Origin of the sequence: Paenibacillus sp. FSL W8-0187 (assembly GCF_037969755.1) — a bacterium.
Taxonomy (GTDB): Bacteria; Bacillota; Bacilli; order Paenibacillales; family Paenibacillaceae; genus Paenibacillus_AQ.
In genome coordinates this window covers 6,352,501-6,370,093 of the sequence record NZ_CP150206.1, presented here as the reverse complement: position 1 = coordinate 6,370,093, position 17,593 = coordinate 6,352,501, and the positions used below count along the sequence as shown (strand labels likewise).

The 17,593-nt window shown below is 49.8% G+C and carries 23 protein-coding genes; 21 read left to right on the top strand and 2 right to left on the bottom strand.

Annotation, left to right across the window (positions count from 1 at the left end):
- Window positions 1-47: 47 nt before the first annotated feature.
- Window positions 48-362, bottom strand: a complete 315-nt coding sequence (locus tag MKY48_RS29060; protein ID WP_076325438.1) for a hypothetical protein — start codon at window positions 360-362, stop codon at window positions 48-50.
- 151 nt (window positions 363-513) lie between these two features.
- Between MKY48_RS29060 and MKY48_RS29055 the strand changes: the two genes are divergently transcribed.
- The 20 genes from MKY48_RS29055 to MKY48_RS28960 all read left to right on the top strand — a co-directional run bounded on the left by MKY48_RS29055 (window position 514) and on the right by MKY48_RS28960 (window position 15,815).
- Window positions 514-1,125, top strand: coding sequence for a DedA family protein (locus MKY48_RS29055; protein ID WP_076325439.1), 612 nt, complete (start codon window positions 514-516; stop codon window positions 1,123-1,125).
- 3 nt (window positions 1,126-1,128) lie between these two features.
- On the top strand, window positions 1,129-1,695 hold the full coding sequence (locus MKY48_RS29050) for a thioredoxin family protein (RefSeq protein WP_339268062.1): 567 nt from the start codon (window positions 1,129-1,131) through the stop codon (window positions 1,693-1,695).
- Between the two features lie 2 nt (window positions 1,696-1,697).
- A complete protein-coding gene (locus MKY48_RS29045) occupies window positions 1,698-2,336 on the top strand; it encodes an MBL fold metallo-hydrolase (protein ID WP_339268060.1) in 639 nt (212 codons plus the stop codon).
- Between the two features lie 178 nt (window positions 2,337-2,514).
- On the top strand, window positions 2,515-2,706 hold the full coding sequence (locus tag MKY48_RS29040; protein ID WP_076325442.1) for a hypothetical protein: 192 nt from the start codon (window positions 2,515-2,517) through the stop codon (window positions 2,704-2,706).
- 247 nt (window positions 2,707-2,953) lie between these two features.
- Entirely contained in the window at window positions 2,954-3,499 is a 546-nt protein-coding gene (sigY, locus tag MKY48_RS29035) for an RNA polymerase sigma factor SigY (protein WP_076325443.1), read from the top strand.
- Window positions 3,480-3,818 carry a YxlC family protein gene (locus tag MKY48_RS29030; RefSeq protein WP_339268058.1) on the top strand — a complete coding sequence of 113 codons (339 nt, stop codon included), beginning with the start codon at window positions 3,480-3,482 and terminating at the stop codon, window positions 3,816-3,818. The genes sigY and MKY48_RS29030 overlap by 20 nt, the downstream gene beginning before the upstream one ends.
- Window positions 3,818-4,027, top strand: coding sequence for a hypothetical protein (locus MKY48_RS29025; protein ID WP_076325445.1), 210 nt, complete (start codon window positions 3,818-3,820; stop codon window positions 4,025-4,027). Before MKY48_RS29030 ends, MKY48_RS29025 begins: the two co-directional genes overlap by 1 nt.
- 44 nt (window positions 4,028-4,071) lie before the next feature.
- Window positions 4,072-4,266 (top strand): PLDc N-terminal domain-containing protein, encoded by a 195-nt coding sequence (locus MKY48_RS29020; RefSeq protein WP_339268056.1) that lies wholly within the window; start codon window positions 4,072-4,074, stop codon window positions 4,264-4,266.
- Window positions 4,263-5,186, top strand: a complete 924-nt coding sequence (locus MKY48_RS29015; protein WP_339268054.1) for an ABC transporter ATP-binding protein — start codon at window positions 4,263-4,265, stop codon at window positions 5,184-5,186. Before MKY48_RS29020 ends, MKY48_RS29015 begins: the two co-directional genes overlap by 4 nt.
- Complete coding sequence (locus tag MKY48_RS29010) at window positions 5,183-5,959, top strand: hypothetical protein (RefSeq protein WP_339268052.1); 777 nt, start codon at window positions 5,183-5,185, stop codon at window positions 5,957-5,959. Before MKY48_RS29015 ends, MKY48_RS29010 begins: the two co-directional genes overlap by 4 nt.
- Before the next feature lie 214 nt (window positions 5,960-6,173).
- Window positions 6,174-6,554 carry an ATPase gene (locus MKY48_RS29005; RefSeq protein ID WP_071219588.1) on the top strand — a complete coding sequence of 127 codons (381 nt, stop codon included), beginning with the start codon at window positions 6,174-6,176 and terminating at the stop codon, window positions 6,552-6,554.
- A 173-nt stretch (window positions 6,555-6,727) separates the two neighbouring features.
- A complete protein-coding gene (gene gatC, locus MKY48_RS29000) occupies window positions 6,728-7,015 on the top strand; it encodes an Asp-tRNA(Asn)/Glu-tRNA(Gln) amidotransferase subunit GatC (protein WP_009594109.1) in 288 nt (95 codons plus the stop codon).
- Window positions 7,016-7,035: 20 nt separating this feature from the next.
- Complete coding sequence (gatA, locus tag MKY48_RS28995; protein WP_339268050.1) at window positions 7,036-8,493, top strand: Asp-tRNA(Asn)/Glu-tRNA(Gln) amidotransferase subunit GatA; 1,458 nt, start codon at window positions 7,036-7,038, stop codon at window positions 8,491-8,493.
- Between the two features lie 30 nt (window positions 8,494-8,523).
- Window positions 8,524-9,963, top strand: a complete 1,440-nt coding sequence (gatB, locus tag MKY48_RS28990; protein ID WP_339268048.1) for an Asp-tRNA(Asn)/Glu-tRNA(Gln) amidotransferase subunit GatB — start codon at window positions 8,524-8,526, stop codon at window positions 9,961-9,963.
- A 118-nt stretch (window positions 9,964-10,081) separates the two neighbouring features.
- The gene (locus MKY48_RS28985) at window positions 10,082-10,540 is read left to right on the top strand and encodes a GNAT family N-acetyltransferase (RefSeq protein WP_339268045.1); all 459 of its coding nucleotides are present in this window, start codon (window positions 10,082-10,084) and stop codon (window positions 10,538-10,540) included.
- 49 nt (window positions 10,541-10,589) lie between these two features.
- Window positions 10,590-11,303, top strand: coding sequence for an MgtC/SapB family protein (locus MKY48_RS28980; RefSeq protein ID WP_076325452.1), 714 nt, complete (start codon window positions 10,590-10,592; stop codon window positions 11,301-11,303).
- Window positions 11,304-11,498: 195 nt separating this feature from the next.
- On the top strand, window positions 11,499-12,107 hold the full coding sequence (locus MKY48_RS28975) for a hypothetical protein (RefSeq protein ID WP_339268044.1): 609 nt from the start codon (window positions 11,499-11,501) through the stop codon (window positions 12,105-12,107).
- A 49-nt stretch (window positions 12,108-12,156) separates the two neighbouring features.
- Window positions 12,157-13,476 (top strand): DUF4097 family beta strand repeat-containing protein, encoded by a 1,320-nt coding sequence (locus tag MKY48_RS28970; RefSeq protein WP_339268043.1) that lies wholly within the window; start codon window positions 12,157-12,159, stop codon window positions 13,474-13,476.
- Between the two features lie 87 nt (window positions 13,477-13,563).
- Window positions 13,564-13,983 carry a peroxide-responsive transcriptional repressor PerR gene (gene perR / locus MKY48_RS28965; protein ID WP_071219580.1) on the top strand — a complete coding sequence of 140 codons (420 nt, stop codon included), beginning with the start codon at window positions 13,564-13,566 and terminating at the stop codon, window positions 13,981-13,983.
- A gap of 116 nt (window positions 13,984-14,099) precedes the next feature.
- On the top strand, window positions 14,100-15,815 hold the full coding sequence (locus tag MKY48_RS28960; RefSeq protein WP_339268041.1) for a glycosyl hydrolase family 18 protein: 1,716 nt from the start codon (window positions 14,100-14,102) through the stop codon (window positions 15,813-15,815).
- 127 nt (window positions 15,816-15,942) lie between these two features.
- Here MKY48_RS28960 and MKY48_RS28955 read toward each other — a convergent pair whose 3' ends face one another.
- Entirely contained in the window at window positions 15,943-16,308 is a 366-nt protein-coding gene (locus MKY48_RS28955) for a YgzB family protein (protein WP_076325456.1), read from the bottom strand.
- A 187-nt stretch (window positions 16,309-16,495) separates the two neighbouring features.
- Here MKY48_RS28955 and MKY48_RS28950 point away from each other — a divergent pair, with 187 nt between their 5' ends.
- Window positions 16,496-17,374: a nucleotidyltransferase-like protein gene (locus MKY48_RS28950; RefSeq protein ID WP_339268039.1), complete on the top strand. Its 879-nt coding sequence runs from the start codon at window positions 16,496-16,498 to the stop codon at window positions 17,372-17,374.
- The last annotated feature ends 219 nt before the right edge of the window (window positions 17,375-17,593 follow it).

The window sequence follows — 17,593 nt, the reverse complement described above, 5'->3', positions numbered from 1 at the left end:
CCGTACTGTCCATTTCACAGCAGGTAACGAAACAAGGAAGAGCAGCGTTATCCGCCGAAGGCATCCCGGAAGGCCGAGGCCAACTGACGTTCAGGAACCTCCCACAGCCCGGCCAGTTCGCCGCAGACTTCCTTTTCCCACCAGTCGCACAAAAGTTTCTTGTTGCTGTGGTTTTCGTGGATCCAGATCAAATTACCGATAACCTTCCGGTAATACAATTCTTCACCTTGCTTCAAGGCTTCCGGAGGAAGGTACAGCTTGAGACGTTTGGTCGTGCGGTATAATTCTTTGCTGCAGGCCCGCCGTATCCCGCGCGGGGAGGGGGGCTTGCTGCCCGGTTGTTTGGCATGGGGAGAATGCATGCGTGACTCACTCCTTTGCTTCACCATATGTCCCGAAACGGGCGAAAGTCACTGTGCCGTCTATAATTGGGCGCAGTAGTAGGCATGTCCCGGGCTGTGTTAGAATAGGCTAGTACTAGAAATCAGCGCAGGAGGAAAGCGGGGGACAAGCGTGGAATTCTTTTACGAGGTTGTAGCCCGGTTGTTTGAATGGATCCAACAGCTGGGTTATTTCGGAATCATGCTCGGATTAATGGTGGAGGTCATCCCAAGCGAGATCGTACTCGCCTATGGCGGTTATCTGGTGTCTTTGGGTGAGGTTCATTTTCTCGGAGCCATGCTCTTCGGTACCGCTGGCGGCGTGCTCGCACAGTTGTTTATTTATTGGATCGGCCGTTATGGAGGCAGGCCCTTCTTAGAGAAGTACGGGAAGTACATATTGATTAAGAAGAAGCATATCGATTACGCCGAGGAGTGGTTTAGCAAGTACGGCACTGGCGTTATATTTACGGCACGGTTTGTACCGGTGGTACGGCATGCGATTTCCATACCGGCAGGCATATCCAAGATGCATGTGGGAAGGTTTACGCTGCTGACCACACTAGCTGTTATTCCATGGACGGCATTATTCTTATACCTCGGATTGCTTCTGGGTGATCAATGGGAGCATATTGACGAGAAAGCAGGGCCATACGTGCAGGAAATTCTGCTGGGGGCATTGGCCGTCATGATTCTTTATTTTTTGATAAAATGGATAAAATCATCGAAGGCGAGGTCGAAATAACGAATGAGCATGAATATGGCAAATCATTTGGGGACAGGCATATCTCCACAGCAATTTATGGACGGCATGCAGAAGAACCAGGAGACGTTCAAGGCAGGATATGAACAGTTTGTCTGGGAGAATGAAGAGGATAAAGCGTTCTTCGAAAGTCTGAATTTCCGGGATGACCTGCGGGTCCTCATTCTGGCAGCGGACTGGTGCGGTGATGTTGCACGCAATATGCCTGTCGTATTCCGGGCGATGGAGACTGCCGGGATTGAGACCGAAGTGCTGATTATGGAAGAGAATCTGGATGTCATGGATCAGTTCTTGACCATGGGTGGTCGTTCCATTCCGATTGTTATCATTTCAGATACCGGAGGGCATGTTCTCGGTACATGGGGACCGCGCCCGGCGCATGTGCAGAAGTTTATGATTGAGTTTAAGCAGAACAATCCGGATCGTGAAGCACCGGACTATCAGGACAACCTTGCAGTCACACGACAAAGCATTATTCAAGCCTACGGGGAAGGGTATGAGTTTCACGCTGCCATCATCAAGGAATTGCGTGAACTTATGTCAGGGTTCTAATCATGACACTTCATATTGAGACTTTTAATTTAGGACCGCTTCAGACGAATGCGTATTTACTGACAGGGCCTGTAGAAGGCAAAGCAGTCATCATCGACCCTGGCATGAACCCGGGGCCGCTGCTGAAGCGAATAGCCGATTTGGAAATTGAAGCGATCCTGCTGACCCATGCGCATTTTGATCATATGGCCGGTGTCGAGGAAATCCGTAAGCTAAAGGGTTGTCCTGTTTACCTGCACACCCTGGAGAGTGAATGGCTGTCCAACCCGAAGCTTAACGGCTCGATGATGTGGCCACAGGTAACGGAACCGCTGTCCACCGAGCCGGCTGAGTACGATTTGGCGGACGGACTTGAGCTGCAGCTAATCGGACATACCTTCAGCGTCTTTCATACACCGGGCCATTCACCGGGAAGTGTGAGCTTCAAATGTGGAAATGATCTGTTTTCCGGCGATGTGCTGTTCCGTCTAGGCGTTGGGCGAACGGACCTTCCTGGAGGTCGTGAACGTGATTTGTTTGATTCCATTCAAAATACGCTGTACAGCTTCCCGGATGAAGTCGTTGTGTACTCCGGCCATGGTCCCCGGACAACCATTGGCTATGAAAAACAGCGGAATCCTTACGTCCCTGCCAGCCGATAAGATAGCTTCCGACATAAATCGGGAATTTTTGTCTGGACAAACATAGACAACATTGATACAATACGGTTAATTAAATGTTACCCTTGCGAAGCACGCAGACTGTGGAATTTATCCCGGTTTGCGTTCTTTTATTTTATGGGGAGTTTTTTGGCATGGACGTAATTAGGGGGAAGCGCCAGTGAGGAAAGATCATCTATCGCTGTTGAACGGAAGGGCTACAAGAGGCGAAGCGATTGATCGACAATCGGAGTCCCGCCGGCAGACCCAGACGGAAATATCCTCGGTTGTCTGGGACAGGCTGGTGAAGGATGAAGGGATAGCGCAGCAGCCATGGCATCATCGGCTGCAGGTTATAAGATTTAATCAATAGATCGACATACGAACATGACACCCTCATCATGAAGTGAATGTGTTCTTTCTATTGGGGAGGGCGGCCGGTTATTTACCGGCTGCTTTTTTTTGAGTTTTTTTACAGATATCGATGAATTTCTTGCCGACATGATTGAATTTAAATAAATAATATCATTCGGTATACGATAAATATAAATATCCATTTGAACGATTAGCTGTCGGTAATCGTATTACGGTGGAATGCGAAAGAAGGTGATGATTTCATCATGATCCCTGATGAAGAGGGTTTGATACGACAAGCGCAATTAGGAGATGCAGCGGCTATGGCGCTATTATTCAAGCAGCATTATTCCTTTCTTTATAAATATTTGCTTAAGGTAACGATGGACCCGATGGTTGCAGAAGATACTGCACAGGATACCATTGTTCGATGCATGGAGAATATGAACCGCTACAACGGAACGTCATCTTTTTCCTCATGGATGATAACCATTGCTACTCGATTGTTCATCGATAGTACCCGGCGAAGGAAGCGGGAGAAGAAATGGCTGGAGCAGGAGGCGCTTCAGTCGGCAAGGCGGATGCGCTGGCAGATGGAGCGGCGGGGAGAAGATTGGACAGACATGCTGGATGGATTATCGCGCTTATCCGAAGATCACCGGATTGCCATACTGCTGAAGCATTATTACGGTTACAGCTATGATGAAATCGGAACCATGCTTGGCATTCCCGAGGGAACGGTAAAATCACGAACAGCCTACGGTATCAAGCAGCTGCGAAAGGAGATGGGTGATGATGGTCAAAGGGCCTGAGCATGAGGATGATGCTTGGATTGAAGGATTGACTCAAGAGTTGAAAAGAGTAGATGAATTGTTTGAGGACGTGCCGTCGCCCTCTCTGGAAGGAATGCACAAGTTGGCCGTTCATACCTTGGAGCGGCGCCGGCGCCGGATGAAATACGAGTTGATACTCTTTCTTCTGATTGCAATCTTTATCGTTGGTGGCGGATTGATGGCTGCCTTGGCGGCGCCGATGATCCTACTGTTTATTCACGGGTTCGGCATGGTTGCCGGGATTTCCGTTCTTGTATTTTCCAAGAGTCTGAGATCTGCCGGAAAGAAGGGAATCTGATGAATGAAGTTAACGAGAGCCCGCTGGGAGTGATCATCCTTGCCGTTGTGCTTGTGCTGATCCAAGGGACATGGCTTTTCCTGGATGCCAGGAAACGGGGGCTTGGCAAGATGGCCTGGTTCTGGGGGATATGGGGGTCTACGACAATGCCGCTGCCGCTGCTTTTTTACTGGATTTTTGTCATTCGTAAAGACGAAGACGACCACTAGTCTTAAGTTCTTACATTATATATGGAAAATTAGGGGGATTAAGAATGGATATGATTTGGGGATTGATCTGGCCGATTCTTGCACTGCAAGTGATTCTCGCGGTGACAGGACTTGTATCTCTGTTTAGGGCAGAGCCAGCAAGCATACGTGGGCCGAGATGGATGTGGGTGCTCATTATACTGCTGGGCAACCTGATTGGTAGCGTTGCTTATTTCGTTGCGGGGAGGCGAGAAGTTTGATAGAGAAGCTTTTAAGCATTCATGAATTGACCAAAAGCATAGGAAGCATCACGCCGGTCAAGGGCATCTCATTTGAATTGCAGCGTGGAAGCTGCACCGCCCTGCTTGGTCCTAATGGTGCCGGCAAAACAACCACACTGCGGATGTTGGCTGGATTAATTCCTCCAACCCGGGGGGAGATCCGATACGGATCGGCCGATACGCAAACGAGCGGTTGGCGTAACCGTATTGGTTACTTGCCTCAGTACCCCAAGTTTTATAGCTGGATGTCGGGCATCGAGTACTTGTCTTTCAGCGCCAAGCTGTCGGGATTATCCGGACGAGAGGCTAGTAAGCGAAGTCGGGAAGTCATCGAAATGGTAGGCCTGCAGCAGGCGGCTAAACGCCGAATATCCGGTTACTCCGGCGGAATGAAGCAGCGGCTTGGCATTGCTCAGGCACTTGTGCATGAGCCCGAGCTGATTATGCTGGACGAGCCGGTATCGGCGCTTGATCCGATCGGACGCCGTGAGGTAATGGACCTTTTGGATCGCTTGCGCGGGGAAGTCACCGTTCTGTTCTCTACCCATGTGCTTCACGATGCGGAGGAAATTTGTGATGACATGGTACTGATGGTAGACGGGGAAATTGCGGAGAAAGGCGCCCTTAGTGAACTTCGCACGAAATACCGCCAGCCGGTCCTATCGATTGAGGTTGAACCGGGGGAGCGGGAGGTTGCTTGGCTCGACAGTCTTGCGAGCCGTCCTTATGTGCATGAGATCGAGCTCGGCAAACGAGGCGCCAAGCTGTTGGTGACGGATATGGATGTTGCGCGTGCTGCGTTAATCAAGGAGCTTGCCGATGACGGAATCGAGCTGCTTCGTTTTGAAGCGGGCACGTCTTCGCTCGAGGATATGTTTATGAAGGTGGTGGGCTCATGAAGCCGTTCTGGATTTATTATCAAAAAGAAATGCTCGAGGCAGGTCGGACCTATAAATGGATTTGGGTCCCCGCGGTCTTTCTGCTTCTTGGCATTATGCAGCCGGTATCCACTTATTATTTGCCGGAGATTCTTACCATGGCCGGGGAGTTGCCCCCGGAGGCAGCGGCATTATTTACTGTCCCGTCCGCTGAGAGCGTGATGGCATCAACCTTGAGCCAATTCAGCACCATCGGCCTGCTGGTGCTTGTGCTGGCCGGAATGAACACGGTAGCAGGGGAGCGGGCCACCGGCACGGCTGAGCTTGTTCTCGCCCGCTCGGTATCCACGATTCCCATGATGTCTGCCAAATGGGCTGCCATGATGACGTTGATGGTCGTTTCTTTTGCGCTTGGGCTTGGCGGTGCTGCTTATTACACGTATCAGCTCATCGGTCCTTTGGAATGGGGAGCGGTTACCAGCGGCGGAGGTTTATATGCGGTATGGCTGGCCTGGATCGTAACGCTTGTACTGCCGCTCGGCGCCTTCCTTCGCGGGCCAGCTGCGGCCTTCATCAGCTTGGCCGTTGCCGGAGTACTTTCGCTCTTATCCGGTTTGCTGCCCTCCCGCGTTCTATGGAGCCCGGGCCGGTTAAGCAGCATGGCCGCGGAGCGAATCCTTGGTATAGGGAGCAGCGCGTGGTTACCGATACTCGTTGCCATGCTGATTATGGTGGTGTCGATTATCGTTGCCGCCAAGCTGCTCAGAAGGAGTCCATTATCCCCGCAATCCTAGTTTCCATGGGAGATTCAGGTTTTATCTGAATCACATGGACATCTCTATCTTTTTTTAGTAGACTATGAAGACAAGAAAAACGTCTATCGACGTACGTTATCAGAAGAGAGACCGTATTTAGCGGAAGTTTTTCTTGCGAGATAAGGATGATAAACCTCTGAAGTTTATATTTTCTTATCTCTTAAAAAAGGATAGACAACTCAGGAGGTAGACGATGCTGCGTTTAGGGGAAAAGATTACAATCGTTGCGGACGCCTTTGAGCAGAATCTTCCAATCGGTCAATACGGTTATATCATCGCTTATGACCGAAATCCGGACAATGCGTTCGATTACGTCATTCGGATTCCGAGCCTCAACCGTAATTTTTTTGTTCCGGCAGATGATGTAGAGCTGGAATCAATCGTGTTGAAGCAGGAAGCCGAGCGGGTCGAGCGGGAAGCGCTCATCGATTTCGCCCTGTCGACATATAATGAGAAGCTGTTTCATCAAGTGATGAACGGCGAGTTGGAAAGTGTTGAAGAGGAAGAAGAGACCAAGGAAGCAATATCCCAGGCGGATTTCATCAAACAAGTGAATCTTCGTGCTTGGATTTAGAAGAGTCGGCTGAGGCCGACTCTTTTTTGATGGAATGGAAAAGTGACTTCGAAGCGGCAAGCTTCAAGCTGTTTGGATTGAATCTTGCATGCTTCTACAATATAATGAGAAAAGTTGTCGTGACAGACTTTACCCCTTTAACTGGATAGGGGCATGAAGGAGGATGTAAAGCCATGAGCATTACCGATAAGGATGTTCAGCATGTAGCAAAGCTGGCCCGTTTGAATTTGACGCCTGAAGAAGAGCAGATGTTTACCGGCCAACTGAATGCGATTTTACAATATGCCGAGAAATTAAACGAATTGGATACAGACGGCGTTGAGCCGACTACGCACGTGCTGCACCTCAGCAATGTCATGCGGGAAGACGAAGTACGCGAGAGCTTGCCCATCGAGAAAGTGCTGCTTAACGCACCCGATGAAGAAGACGATCAAATTAAAGTACCTGCTGTTTTGGAATAGCCTGAAGGGAGGATACACACTTGAGTCTGTTTGATTATAAGTTAACGGAGATACATAATAAGCTGCAGAATAAGGAGCTTTCCGTAACCGATCTGGTTGACCAAGCTTTTACTCGTATTTCCGAACGTGAGGATCGGGTGAAGGCATTTATTACTTTGGACGAAGAAGGTGCTCGTTCATCCGCCAAGGCTTTGGATGAGAAGCTGGCTTCAGAGGGGACGCGCGGTCTGTTGTTCGGGCTTCCTGTCGGAATCAAGGATAATATCGTGACAGAAGGACTTCGCACTACATGCGCAAGTCAGTTTTTGTCCAATTTCACACCGGTTTATGATGCGACGGTTGTCGGTAAATTGCGTGCAGCGGATACGGTGACAATCGGTAAGCTGAACATGGATGAATTTGCAATGGGAGGCTCCAATGAGAACTCCAGCTTCTACCCGGTGCGTAACCCATGGGATTTAGATCGGGTGCCCGGTGGATCTAGCGGCGGCTCGGCTGCGGCTGTAGCTGCAGGTGAAGCATACTTTTCGCTGGGGTCGGATACAGGCGGTTCCATCAGGCAGCCTGCCTCTTATTGCGGTGTCGTGGGACTGAAACCAACCTATGGCCTCGTATCCCGGTTCGGCCTTGTTGCCTTTGCATCATCGCTGGATCAGATCGGACCTTTGACGAAAAATGTGGAAGATTCGGCGTATGTCCTGCAAGCCATTGCCGGTTATGACCCCATGGATTCGACATCCGCCAAAGTGGACGTGCCCGACTATCTGAGTGCGTTATCCGGAGACGTTACGGGTCTTCGCATTGCCGTGCCTAAGGAATACCTGGGCGAGGGTGTTGACGCTGAAGTGAAGGAAACCGTCCTGAACGCACTGAAGGTGCTCGAAGCAATGGGCGCTACCTGGGACGAAGTTTCCCTGCCACATACCGACTATGCGGTAGCAACATATTATTTGCTCGCTTCTTCGGAGGCTTCTTCGAACCTGGCCCGCTTTGACGGCGTACGCTATGGCGTTCGTTCCGACAATGCAGGCAGCCTGATCGACCTGTATCATGAGTCCCGCAGCCAAGGCTTCGGCGATGAGGTGAAACGCCGCATCATGCTGGGAACCTATGCGCTGAGCTCGGGCTATTACGATGCCTATTATTTGAAGGCACAAAAAGCCCGTACGCTCATCAAGCAGGACTTCGATAAAGTATTCGAGCAATATGATGTCATCATCGGACCGACAGCTCCGACTACGGCTTTTAAGCTGGGAGCTCAGGTGGACGATCCGCTGACGATGTATTTGAATGATATCCTGACGATTCCTGTCAGCTTGGCAGGTGTGCCGGCAGTGAGTGTTCCTTGCGGATTTGCGGACGGACTACCCGTTGGCATGCAAATTATCGGCAAAGCCTTTGATGAGTCGACCGTACTGCGCGTCGCGCATGCCTACGAGCAAAATACTGAACACCATAAACGGCGCCCTGAACTGTAAACCGGCGGCAGAGAAGGAGGGAAACAATCGATGTCTACATCAAAATATGAAACGGTTATCGGATTGGAAGTGCACGTAGAGCTGCATACGAATTCCAAAATATTTTGCGGCTGCTCCACTGCGTTTGGAGCCCCGCCGAACACACATACATGTCCCATCTGTCTTGGCCATCCCGGCGTCCTGCCCGTATTAAACCGCCAGGCTGTGGAATATGCTATCAAGGCTGCCATGGCGCTGAACTGCACCATCGGCGATATCAGCAAATTTGACCGCAAGAACTATTTCTACCCGGATTCTCCGAAAGCATACCAGATTTCCCAGTACGATCAGCCGATCGGTGAAAACGGCTGGATCGATATTGAGGTGGACGGAAAGACGAAGCGAATCGGGATTACCCGGCTTCATCTGGAGGAAGATGCCGGTAAACTCACGCACGTGGATGGCGGATATGCATCGCTGGTTGACTTTAACCGCGTAGGCACGCCTCTTGTTGAGATCGTGTCCGAACCTGAGATCTCAACGCCGGAGGAAGCCAAGGCTTATCTGGAGAAAATACGTGCGATTATGCAATACTGCGACGTCTCCGACGTGAAGATGGAGGAGGGTTCGCTTCGCTGCGACGCCAACATCAGCCTTCGTCCATGGGGACAGGAAGAATTCGGCACCAAGGCCGAGCTGAAGAATATGAACTCCTTCCGCGGCGTACAGCGCGGTTTGGAATATGAGCAGTACCGGCAAACGGAAATTCTTGATGAGGGCGGCGTGATCGTACAGGAAACCCGCCGCTGGGACGAAGCACAGGCAAAAACCTTCTCCATGCGCGGGAAGGAGCAGGCGCACGACTACCGTTATTTCCCGGACCCGGATCTGGTATCGGTGCATATTAGCGAGGAATGGAAAGAAGCGATTCGTGCGACGATTCCGGAGCTTCCGGATGCCCGTAAGGCACGTTATGCTTCGGAGTATGGATTGCCGGAGTATGATGCTGCGGTCATCACGTCGTCCAAGCTGCTCGCCGACTTCTTCGAGGACAGCTTGAACTATACGAAGGATGCCAAATCCATATCGAACTGGATCATGGGAGATTTGCTGGGTTATTTGAACTCGAACAATCTGGAGCTGTCTGAAGTGAAGATCACGGGCCAAGGCCTGGGCGAGATGATCGGATTGATCGAGAAGGGAACCATCAGCAGCAAAATCGCCAAAACCGTCTTCAAAGAGATGCTGGAGAGCGGCAAGCTGCCTGCACAAATCGTTGAGGAGAAGGGCCTCGTCCAAATCAGCGATGAAGGTGCGATCAAGCGTATTGTCGAGCAGGTGGTTGCAAACAATCCGCAATCCGTAGAGGACTACAAGGCAGGTAAACAGAAAGCAATCGGCTTCCTGGTTGGTCAAGTGATGAAAGAGAGCAAGGGAAAAGCTAATCCTGCGCTGGCCAACAAACTACTGGTTGAGGTGCTGAACGGATAATCAACGTTCATCCGTCATGTTCCCGAAATGTATTTAGATAATGGGAGCTTGTCCCGTATTTAGGGGCAAGTTCCTTTTTAAGATATCAGAAATAATAACTTGGTTAGGGGATGAATATATGATAAAAGCATTGTCTTTGGAGGATAGGGATACCGTCCAGCAGATATGGAGTCTGCAGCACATGGCGTACCCTTTGGAAGCTGAATTAATCGGATTTTCCGAAATCCCCCCACTGCAGGATACTTTCGATACGATCCGTACGAGCGGGGAAACTTTTTTTGGTTATACAAATGAAGAAGGCGACCTTATTGGAGCTATTGCGGTAGAGCCGGAACAGGAGCAGGTCACCATATCACGGATGATGGTCCATCCCGGTCATTTTCGCAAAGGGATCGCGGGGACTTTAATTCGACATGTGTTGGAATCCTACAAGGAAGCGCCATTGTTCGTGGTCTCAACAGGGACGCGCAATACGCCTGCGGTAACGTTGTATGAGAAATTCGGATTTGTAAAGAATCACGCTTTTGAGGTTGCTCCGGGCGTGGAATTGACCGAGTTCCATCTTCATATACAATGAATGATATAGCATAAGCGATTGAAGGCGACGTGAGGGGAGTATCGTTCTTTTGAATAATCCTTGGGTGATAGATAATGTATCCATTTTATTAAGATTGCTGCTGGCTATGCTGCTTGGCGGCTTGATCGGTTTTGAACGGGAACGTTCCAACCATGCTGCAGGATTGCGCACGCATATATTGGTATGCTTGGGTTCTACTCTTATTATGCTGTTATCCATTTACGGTTTTTCCGATTTTGTAGACGAGATAAACGTTCGGATTGACCCTGCGCGCTTGGCAACGGCCGTCATTACAGGGATTGGCTTCTTGGGTGCCGGTACCATTCTGTTTACGGGTAAATCCATTACCGGATTAACCACTGCTGCGTCCATCTGGGTTGTGGGAGCCGTGGGGTTGGCGGTCGGGGCTGGATTTTACTTTGCCTCGATTGTATCGACCGTACTAATTCTTCTTAATCTGGTTGTCTTCAATAAGCTGGAGCAGCGTTACATCCGCGGCAGCAAACTCCATCTCATCACTGTCCATGCAGCGAATACGCCGAATATTTTGGAGGACATATCCGCTGTTCTGGAGGAACAGGAATTCGTGATCAAGAAGCTTATCGTTAACGAACGAAGCAGTGTGGCATACGGGGAGCTGCAGCCTGCGGTATTAGGGCTCGAAATTTCGCTGCACGTCTTGACCGATCGCAAATTCGAACCGATGGAGATTACCCGGCAATTACGGGGAGTCGGTCATGTAACGATGGTAACGGCTGAATAGGATATGGAATGAACCATAACAAACGGCAACTGCTGAACCACCGGCGGTGCCGTTTTTTTGCGGGCTTGCCGGCCTTCTGCGGACAGTCTATCCAGTTTTTTGCCAGTTACTTCGGCTCCTCGTTGGGGTACTATCAAAGAAAAACATCGTAAAACAACGCCTGTCCCAGGATGTTTGGAAGGAGGCGAGAAGGTTATGAATCCAACACCCGAACCACAAACCGAAGTCAGCAAGAAGAAACGGCATCAGGTCCAGGTTAAGCGCCACCCGGGGCTGCAGCGAAAAAAGCGGAAATTATATGCACTTCTATTAGCCGCTCTCATTCCGGGCCTGGGTCATTTATACCTCGGTATGTATCGCAAGGGGATCACATTTATTATGTTGCTGCTGCTGGATATATCGGCGCTTTTATATTTCTCTTCCATCGGTATGCAGATCAATGTACCGCTGCTTGTCGTCCTGGGTCTTCTGATTCCGGTAGGGTATTTCTATAACGTGTATGACGTGCTGCAGGCAGCAGAATATATTATTTCCCGGAAAAAACGTGGTGAGGTAGCCGCTGCTTCCGAGGACGGAAGAGAACGGAACCATCCGTTTCGGGGTGAACGGGGAATCGCTTTTGGCATCATGTTGGTTGTTACCGGGACCCTGCTTATTTTGTTTCATCAGAAGCCGCCTTGGCTGCAGACAGGAATACGCGACTATGGTGCGGAAGCCTCTGCCATCATGCTGATCGTTATCGGGATATGGGCAGGCATCCGGGAAGCTCTCCGGCACCGAAGAGACAATGGCAAGTTCCTATAATGCACACAGTGTACGGTGATAGCTGCCCAACAGATGAGGGAGGAGACGGATGAAACATAAAATTAGAGTGGGACGATATACAGCCGCTTTGCTGCTTGTATGTACAGGCGTTTTATTGCTGCTGGACGAGTGGAGAGGCACGGATTATATATTTACGCTCCAGCGTTGGTGGCCGCTGTTATTTATCCTGCTCGGCGTTGAATATTTAGTCAGGTACACGCTATCGCGTCTCTTAGGCAAAGGCAAAGAATTTCGGTTTCGGCCGGACATGAGGGGGATTTTGCTGGCAGTGGCTGTTACGGCCTCCGTATTCGTCATTTCCCAGCAGGAGCATTTTCTCCATCTCTGGAACCGGGTGAGCCTGAACTTGACGGCAGCGGGAGTGGATTACAGCGAAGCTGAAGATAACCGGTTCCAGAAGTCCACATTGGAGATTCCAGTGGAGCTTGAAACCGAGAAAGTCATCGTTGATCACTTAAACGGGGATATCTCCATCACACGGCAGGATGTCGACGATATCAAGGTGGAGACGGAAGTATGGGTCGATCATGAGCAGCCCGGTTTAGCTGAAGCGATCGCCGAGCAGTCGACGATCGAAGTGGGGGAAGGCAAGACGATCACGATTCGTTCCAAGGGGAAGACCTATGGAGAATCGGGTAAGCGGCAGCCCCGTATGAACTTGAACATCGCGGTTCCGGATGATCGACGATTCAATTTTGAGATACGAACGATGAACGGAGCGATTACCTTAAACCGGGTGGAAGCGATTGAGAATATTTTGCTGGAGAGCGGTAGTGGGCCAATTACGATGGATCGGATATACGGAAATGTTACGGGCAAGACCTTAAATGGCGAAATTACGGCGCGCGGCGTTACCGGTAATATTAAAATGTCCACTAATCGCGGGAATATGCTGGCCGTCGACATTACGGGCGAAACGGATTTAACCACGCAAGTAGGAAATATGACGGTAAAGCGAACGACCGATCTTATCCGGGCTCAGACGAGGAACGGCAATATTCTGATCAGCGGGGCAGAGTCGCAATTAAACGCTGAATCTCTCAATGGTGGAGTGGCTATACGTTCATCCCGCATTGGTGGCGATTGGAATGTATACAGTGCGGTTGGCGAGATGAATCTTCACATTCCGCTCGAGGGCGATTACAAGCTAGAAGGGACGATTAGCTACGGCAGAATTCTGACGACGCTGCCCAATCTCTTGATCGAACAGAAAACCATCTCCGGTGGATCCGGTACAGGCGAACATTCCATTCGTATTGAGGGAAACAGTAATCTGAACATCTACCGAAGCTATCCGGAGCAGGAGGAAGGCCGGAACAGCGGGGGCTGGACGCCTCTGCCGGATTGACAACAATCCAAGAAACGCCGTACAATGAAGTCTAAGAACGGTATAGGTTTTGTAAAAACCAGTTAAACTTGAAGGCGGTGGGCAACCATGGGAACGTCCGTACAGCATGCGCTGGAACAACTGAAAACGACCGGTGTCCGCATCACGCCGCAACGTCATGCGATTTTAACGTATCTGGTGGAATCTATGGGCCATCCGACAGCGGATGATATTTATCGGGCTCTGGAGCCTAATTTTCCTAGTATGAGCGTAGCCACAGTATACAACAATTTAAAAATGTTTATTGAAGCCGGCATGGTGCGTGAGCTGACGTATGGGGATAACTCGAGTCGTTTTGACGCCAACGTATCGGATCATCATCATGTTATATGTCAGAGTTGCGGTAAAATCGAAGATTTCAGCTATCCGTCCCTTGAAGATGTTGGAATACAAGCTGAGAAAAGCACCGGGTTTGAAGTAAAGGGACTACGAATGGAGCTGTATGGGCTCTGCAAGTCCTGCCAATAGACGCCGGTTATTATAAATGAACGTGCGGAATGAACCATTCCACACGTTTTTATTTTTAAGGGCGTTATTCTGTATCAAGGGATTAGTCATGAGCAAGAGTGAAATGGGGGAGTAGGTTGGCAAGAAGAAGATATCGGGGAAAGAAGCGGCGTACGAGAGGAAGCTCTTTCTTTCTGGGGTTGTTGTTGATTGCGGCCGGGGTCTGGTGGGTTGTTACTACATTATTTCCGAACCAGACCTATACCGTGCCGGACTGGCGTGGAATGGACAAGCCGATTTTTGTTCAGGGGGAACTGAAGGAACAGCCTGCACAGGGCTCCGGGGAAGAGCTGCTGCTGCCGATAACGGTGATTCAGGAGAGCGTGGATGCCAACATCCGTTATGAGCAGAAAACGGAATCCGTCATTGTAACGACTTCGGAATCGGTATTCCGCATGAAGATGGACAGCACGAAGGGTGAGCTGAACGGCAAGGCGGTCACTATTCCCTACGCACCTAAGCTGATTGACGGCATTGCCTATGTTCCGATTAAGCCGCTCAAACAGCATTATGGTGTGGCCATTCACGAGGACAAGGCGACAGGCGCCATCATTCTGATGCGTGCGGGGGATTCGATTCAGCTTGCCGAGGCAGCACCCGGTAACCCTGAGGACACCGTGGCTCTGCGCGAGAGCGGGGAGAAAAGGTCTCCGATTGTACTGGACATGCCGGCCGGTGAGCGGCTTCGCGTATGGCGTGAAGAAGAGGGATGGTTATTCGTCCAGGCAGATAACGGGTATACGGGATATGCTCTTAAAGAGCAGATTAAACTTGGGGACGTGAAGGAACTTCCGCTGCTTGCACAGACTCCTTCGCGGGCAGAGCTGGAATGGAAGGATAAGTCAGTCAATCTGGCATGGGAAGCTGTTTATACCAAAAATCCCAGCACGGATCGCATTGGCGAACTGCCCGGTGTCAACGTGGTCAGTCCGACCTGGTTCAACATTGTGGATAGTGAGGGCACGGTCAAATCCAAAGCTGATAAGCAGTATGTAAGCTGGGCCCATAACAGGAACATGGAGGTATGGGGTCTGATGGACAACAGCTTCGATCCTGATATGACAACCGAGGCGCTGTCTACTTTTGATAGAAGATCACATATTATCAAGCAGATGCTGTCTTATGCCAAGCAATATAAACTCGACGGAATCAATATCGACTTTGAAAATGTCCACACCAAGGATAAAGATCATGTCGTTCAGTTCGTGAGGGAAATGAAGCCGCTGGCCAAAGCCAGAGGGCTGATCGTTTCTATTGATGTTACGCCAAAATCGAACAGCGAGATGTGGTCGCTCTTTCTCGATCGGAAGCGACTCGGAGAGACGGTTGATTACATGATGGTGATGGCTTATGACGAGCATTGGGCCGCGAGTCCGAAAGCGGGATCCGTATCTTCGCTGCCATGGGCCGAGCAGTCGGTAAGGCGAATCATGGAGGAGGACGCGGTACCGTCGTCCAAGCTGGTGTTGGGCGTACCGTTATATACACGGGTGTGGACGGAAACAAGCGAAGCGGGAGAGACGAAGGTATCCTCGAAAGCGATTGGAATGGAGAAGCTGCAGACCCTGCTTAAGGAACAAAAAGTGAAAGGTACACTTGATGCCAGTACAGGGCAGAACTATGTTCAATTCACAGAGGGAGAATCCATCAAGAAAATATGGATGGAGGACGGCACTTCTCTCCAGTCCCGAGTGAATATGGCCAAAAAGCTGAAGCTCGGCGGCGTTGCTTCGTGGAATCGAAGCTTTGCCATTCCGGAAACCTGGCATGTTCTGAAGACGATACATGATTAAGGATGAACAGAACTTATCTTCATATCATAATAAAGAACCCGGTTATCGCGAGGATAACCGGGTTCTTTGTGTTTAATCGTCTTACGAGTTGCGAATCCTATTGAATATGCAGGTTCTGCAAATCCCTTTAGGATTTGGTTTGCTGGGCTTCAAGCTCTTCTGCTGTGATGTTGGCCTGACCTGGATCCAGTGTCAAAATCGTATGGCAGAACATGCAGCGGTCGGTTTTTCCCAACATCTTGGTCAATTTATTGCATTCCGGGCACTGAATTTGGACGGCACTCGTGGATAACATACCTGCCCAGAAGTAAATGCCGAGACTCCCCAGCATCATAATCAGGCCAAACACCAATCCGATTCCGGCAAATATTTTGCCTGCTTGGCCGAAGAATACGATTCCGGCTGTACCAAGCACCATAAGGCCCATACCCAGCATCGTCAGCAGCAATCCCCAAGTGCGGAAGGCGTTGATTTTTGCGTTTTTAAAGATCATGGCTCGAAAACTCCTGTCATTCAAATAGTTGTTTATGAAATAACGTGAACCGAGAAATGAAATCTTGTATTTTCGTTTATCGTCTTCATAAGATCTTATCTCCTAAAAGAAGGAACTTACATGGACATGTAGAATTACATTATAACTGAAATGGCTGAAATTCGCCAAGGAATGTATGGAGGGAAACGTGGAATTAACCAACTTTTCTTTTTATTATGGAAATACGGTTGATGAGGAAGCTGTAGGGGCGATAGCATACCGTAATTCGGACAAAAGGCAGCAAGGATTACTTGTTTATGATTTTGAGGTTAATATTGTTGTCGTGTATGACGGAACACCTGATGAGCCTCCCATCCAGCATTCTATTGTAGGCGGGGAACGCTGCCAGGTTATAAGTATCGGATTGGACGGATTGCATCGGGAACTCCTGAGCGGCACATACAAAGTATTGATCAAATGCTTCCTAGAAGGAGATATCATAAAAGACGATCAAGATCGCCTGTCCAATCTGCGCCGTGATTTCCTTAGGTTTGCTGAACCGTTCCGGGAGCAAAAATTGTTTATTGGTTTTGCCCACTTTCTACAAAAGTATATGGATGCCAAGATGCACTTGAAGGAAGAGCGGGTTCTGGATGCTTACCATACTCTATTAGAAGGTCTACATCATTGGGGGCAGCTGGAGCTGATCGAGCGGGGGATTCATCCAGAGTCGGCTGTTTGGGAGCAGATTACAGGATTGAATACACCCGTCCGCAAATTATATGAAGAGCTTACGGTCAGTACGGAAACGCTCGGGCAACGAGTGGAGCTGGCCCTGCTGGCCTATGAATTCTCCATGATATCCAAGCTGGAGAGCTCAGCAGCACTGCTGCTCCGGGTTTTAAGAAGCCGGCGGAATCCCTGGACGATACAGGAGCTGATTCTCCACCCTGAGCTGGCACCTGTATGCAAAGAGCTGCCGATCGTGATGCGCAAGCTGGTGTATCAATCACTTGTGAAGGAAGTTCCGCTATGGAGAGGAATTCGATCTTATGGATCTGAAGCCATTCGGTACTACACCGACTAAGGAAGGACGCGAGTCCTTCTTTTTTTTGTGCCGGAACATTTGATATTACGGTTATAAAACAGCATCTAAGGAGACACAGTATCTAACTAGTGTAGAAAAAAGATGTTCTTAACCGTGCAAAGATGCCTTAGGACGTTTGTTAAAAGAAGCCTGAAAATAATTTGGCGAATTATGTTGACGAGCCACCTGTTTCTGTGATAAATTATAACTCGCCCCTTC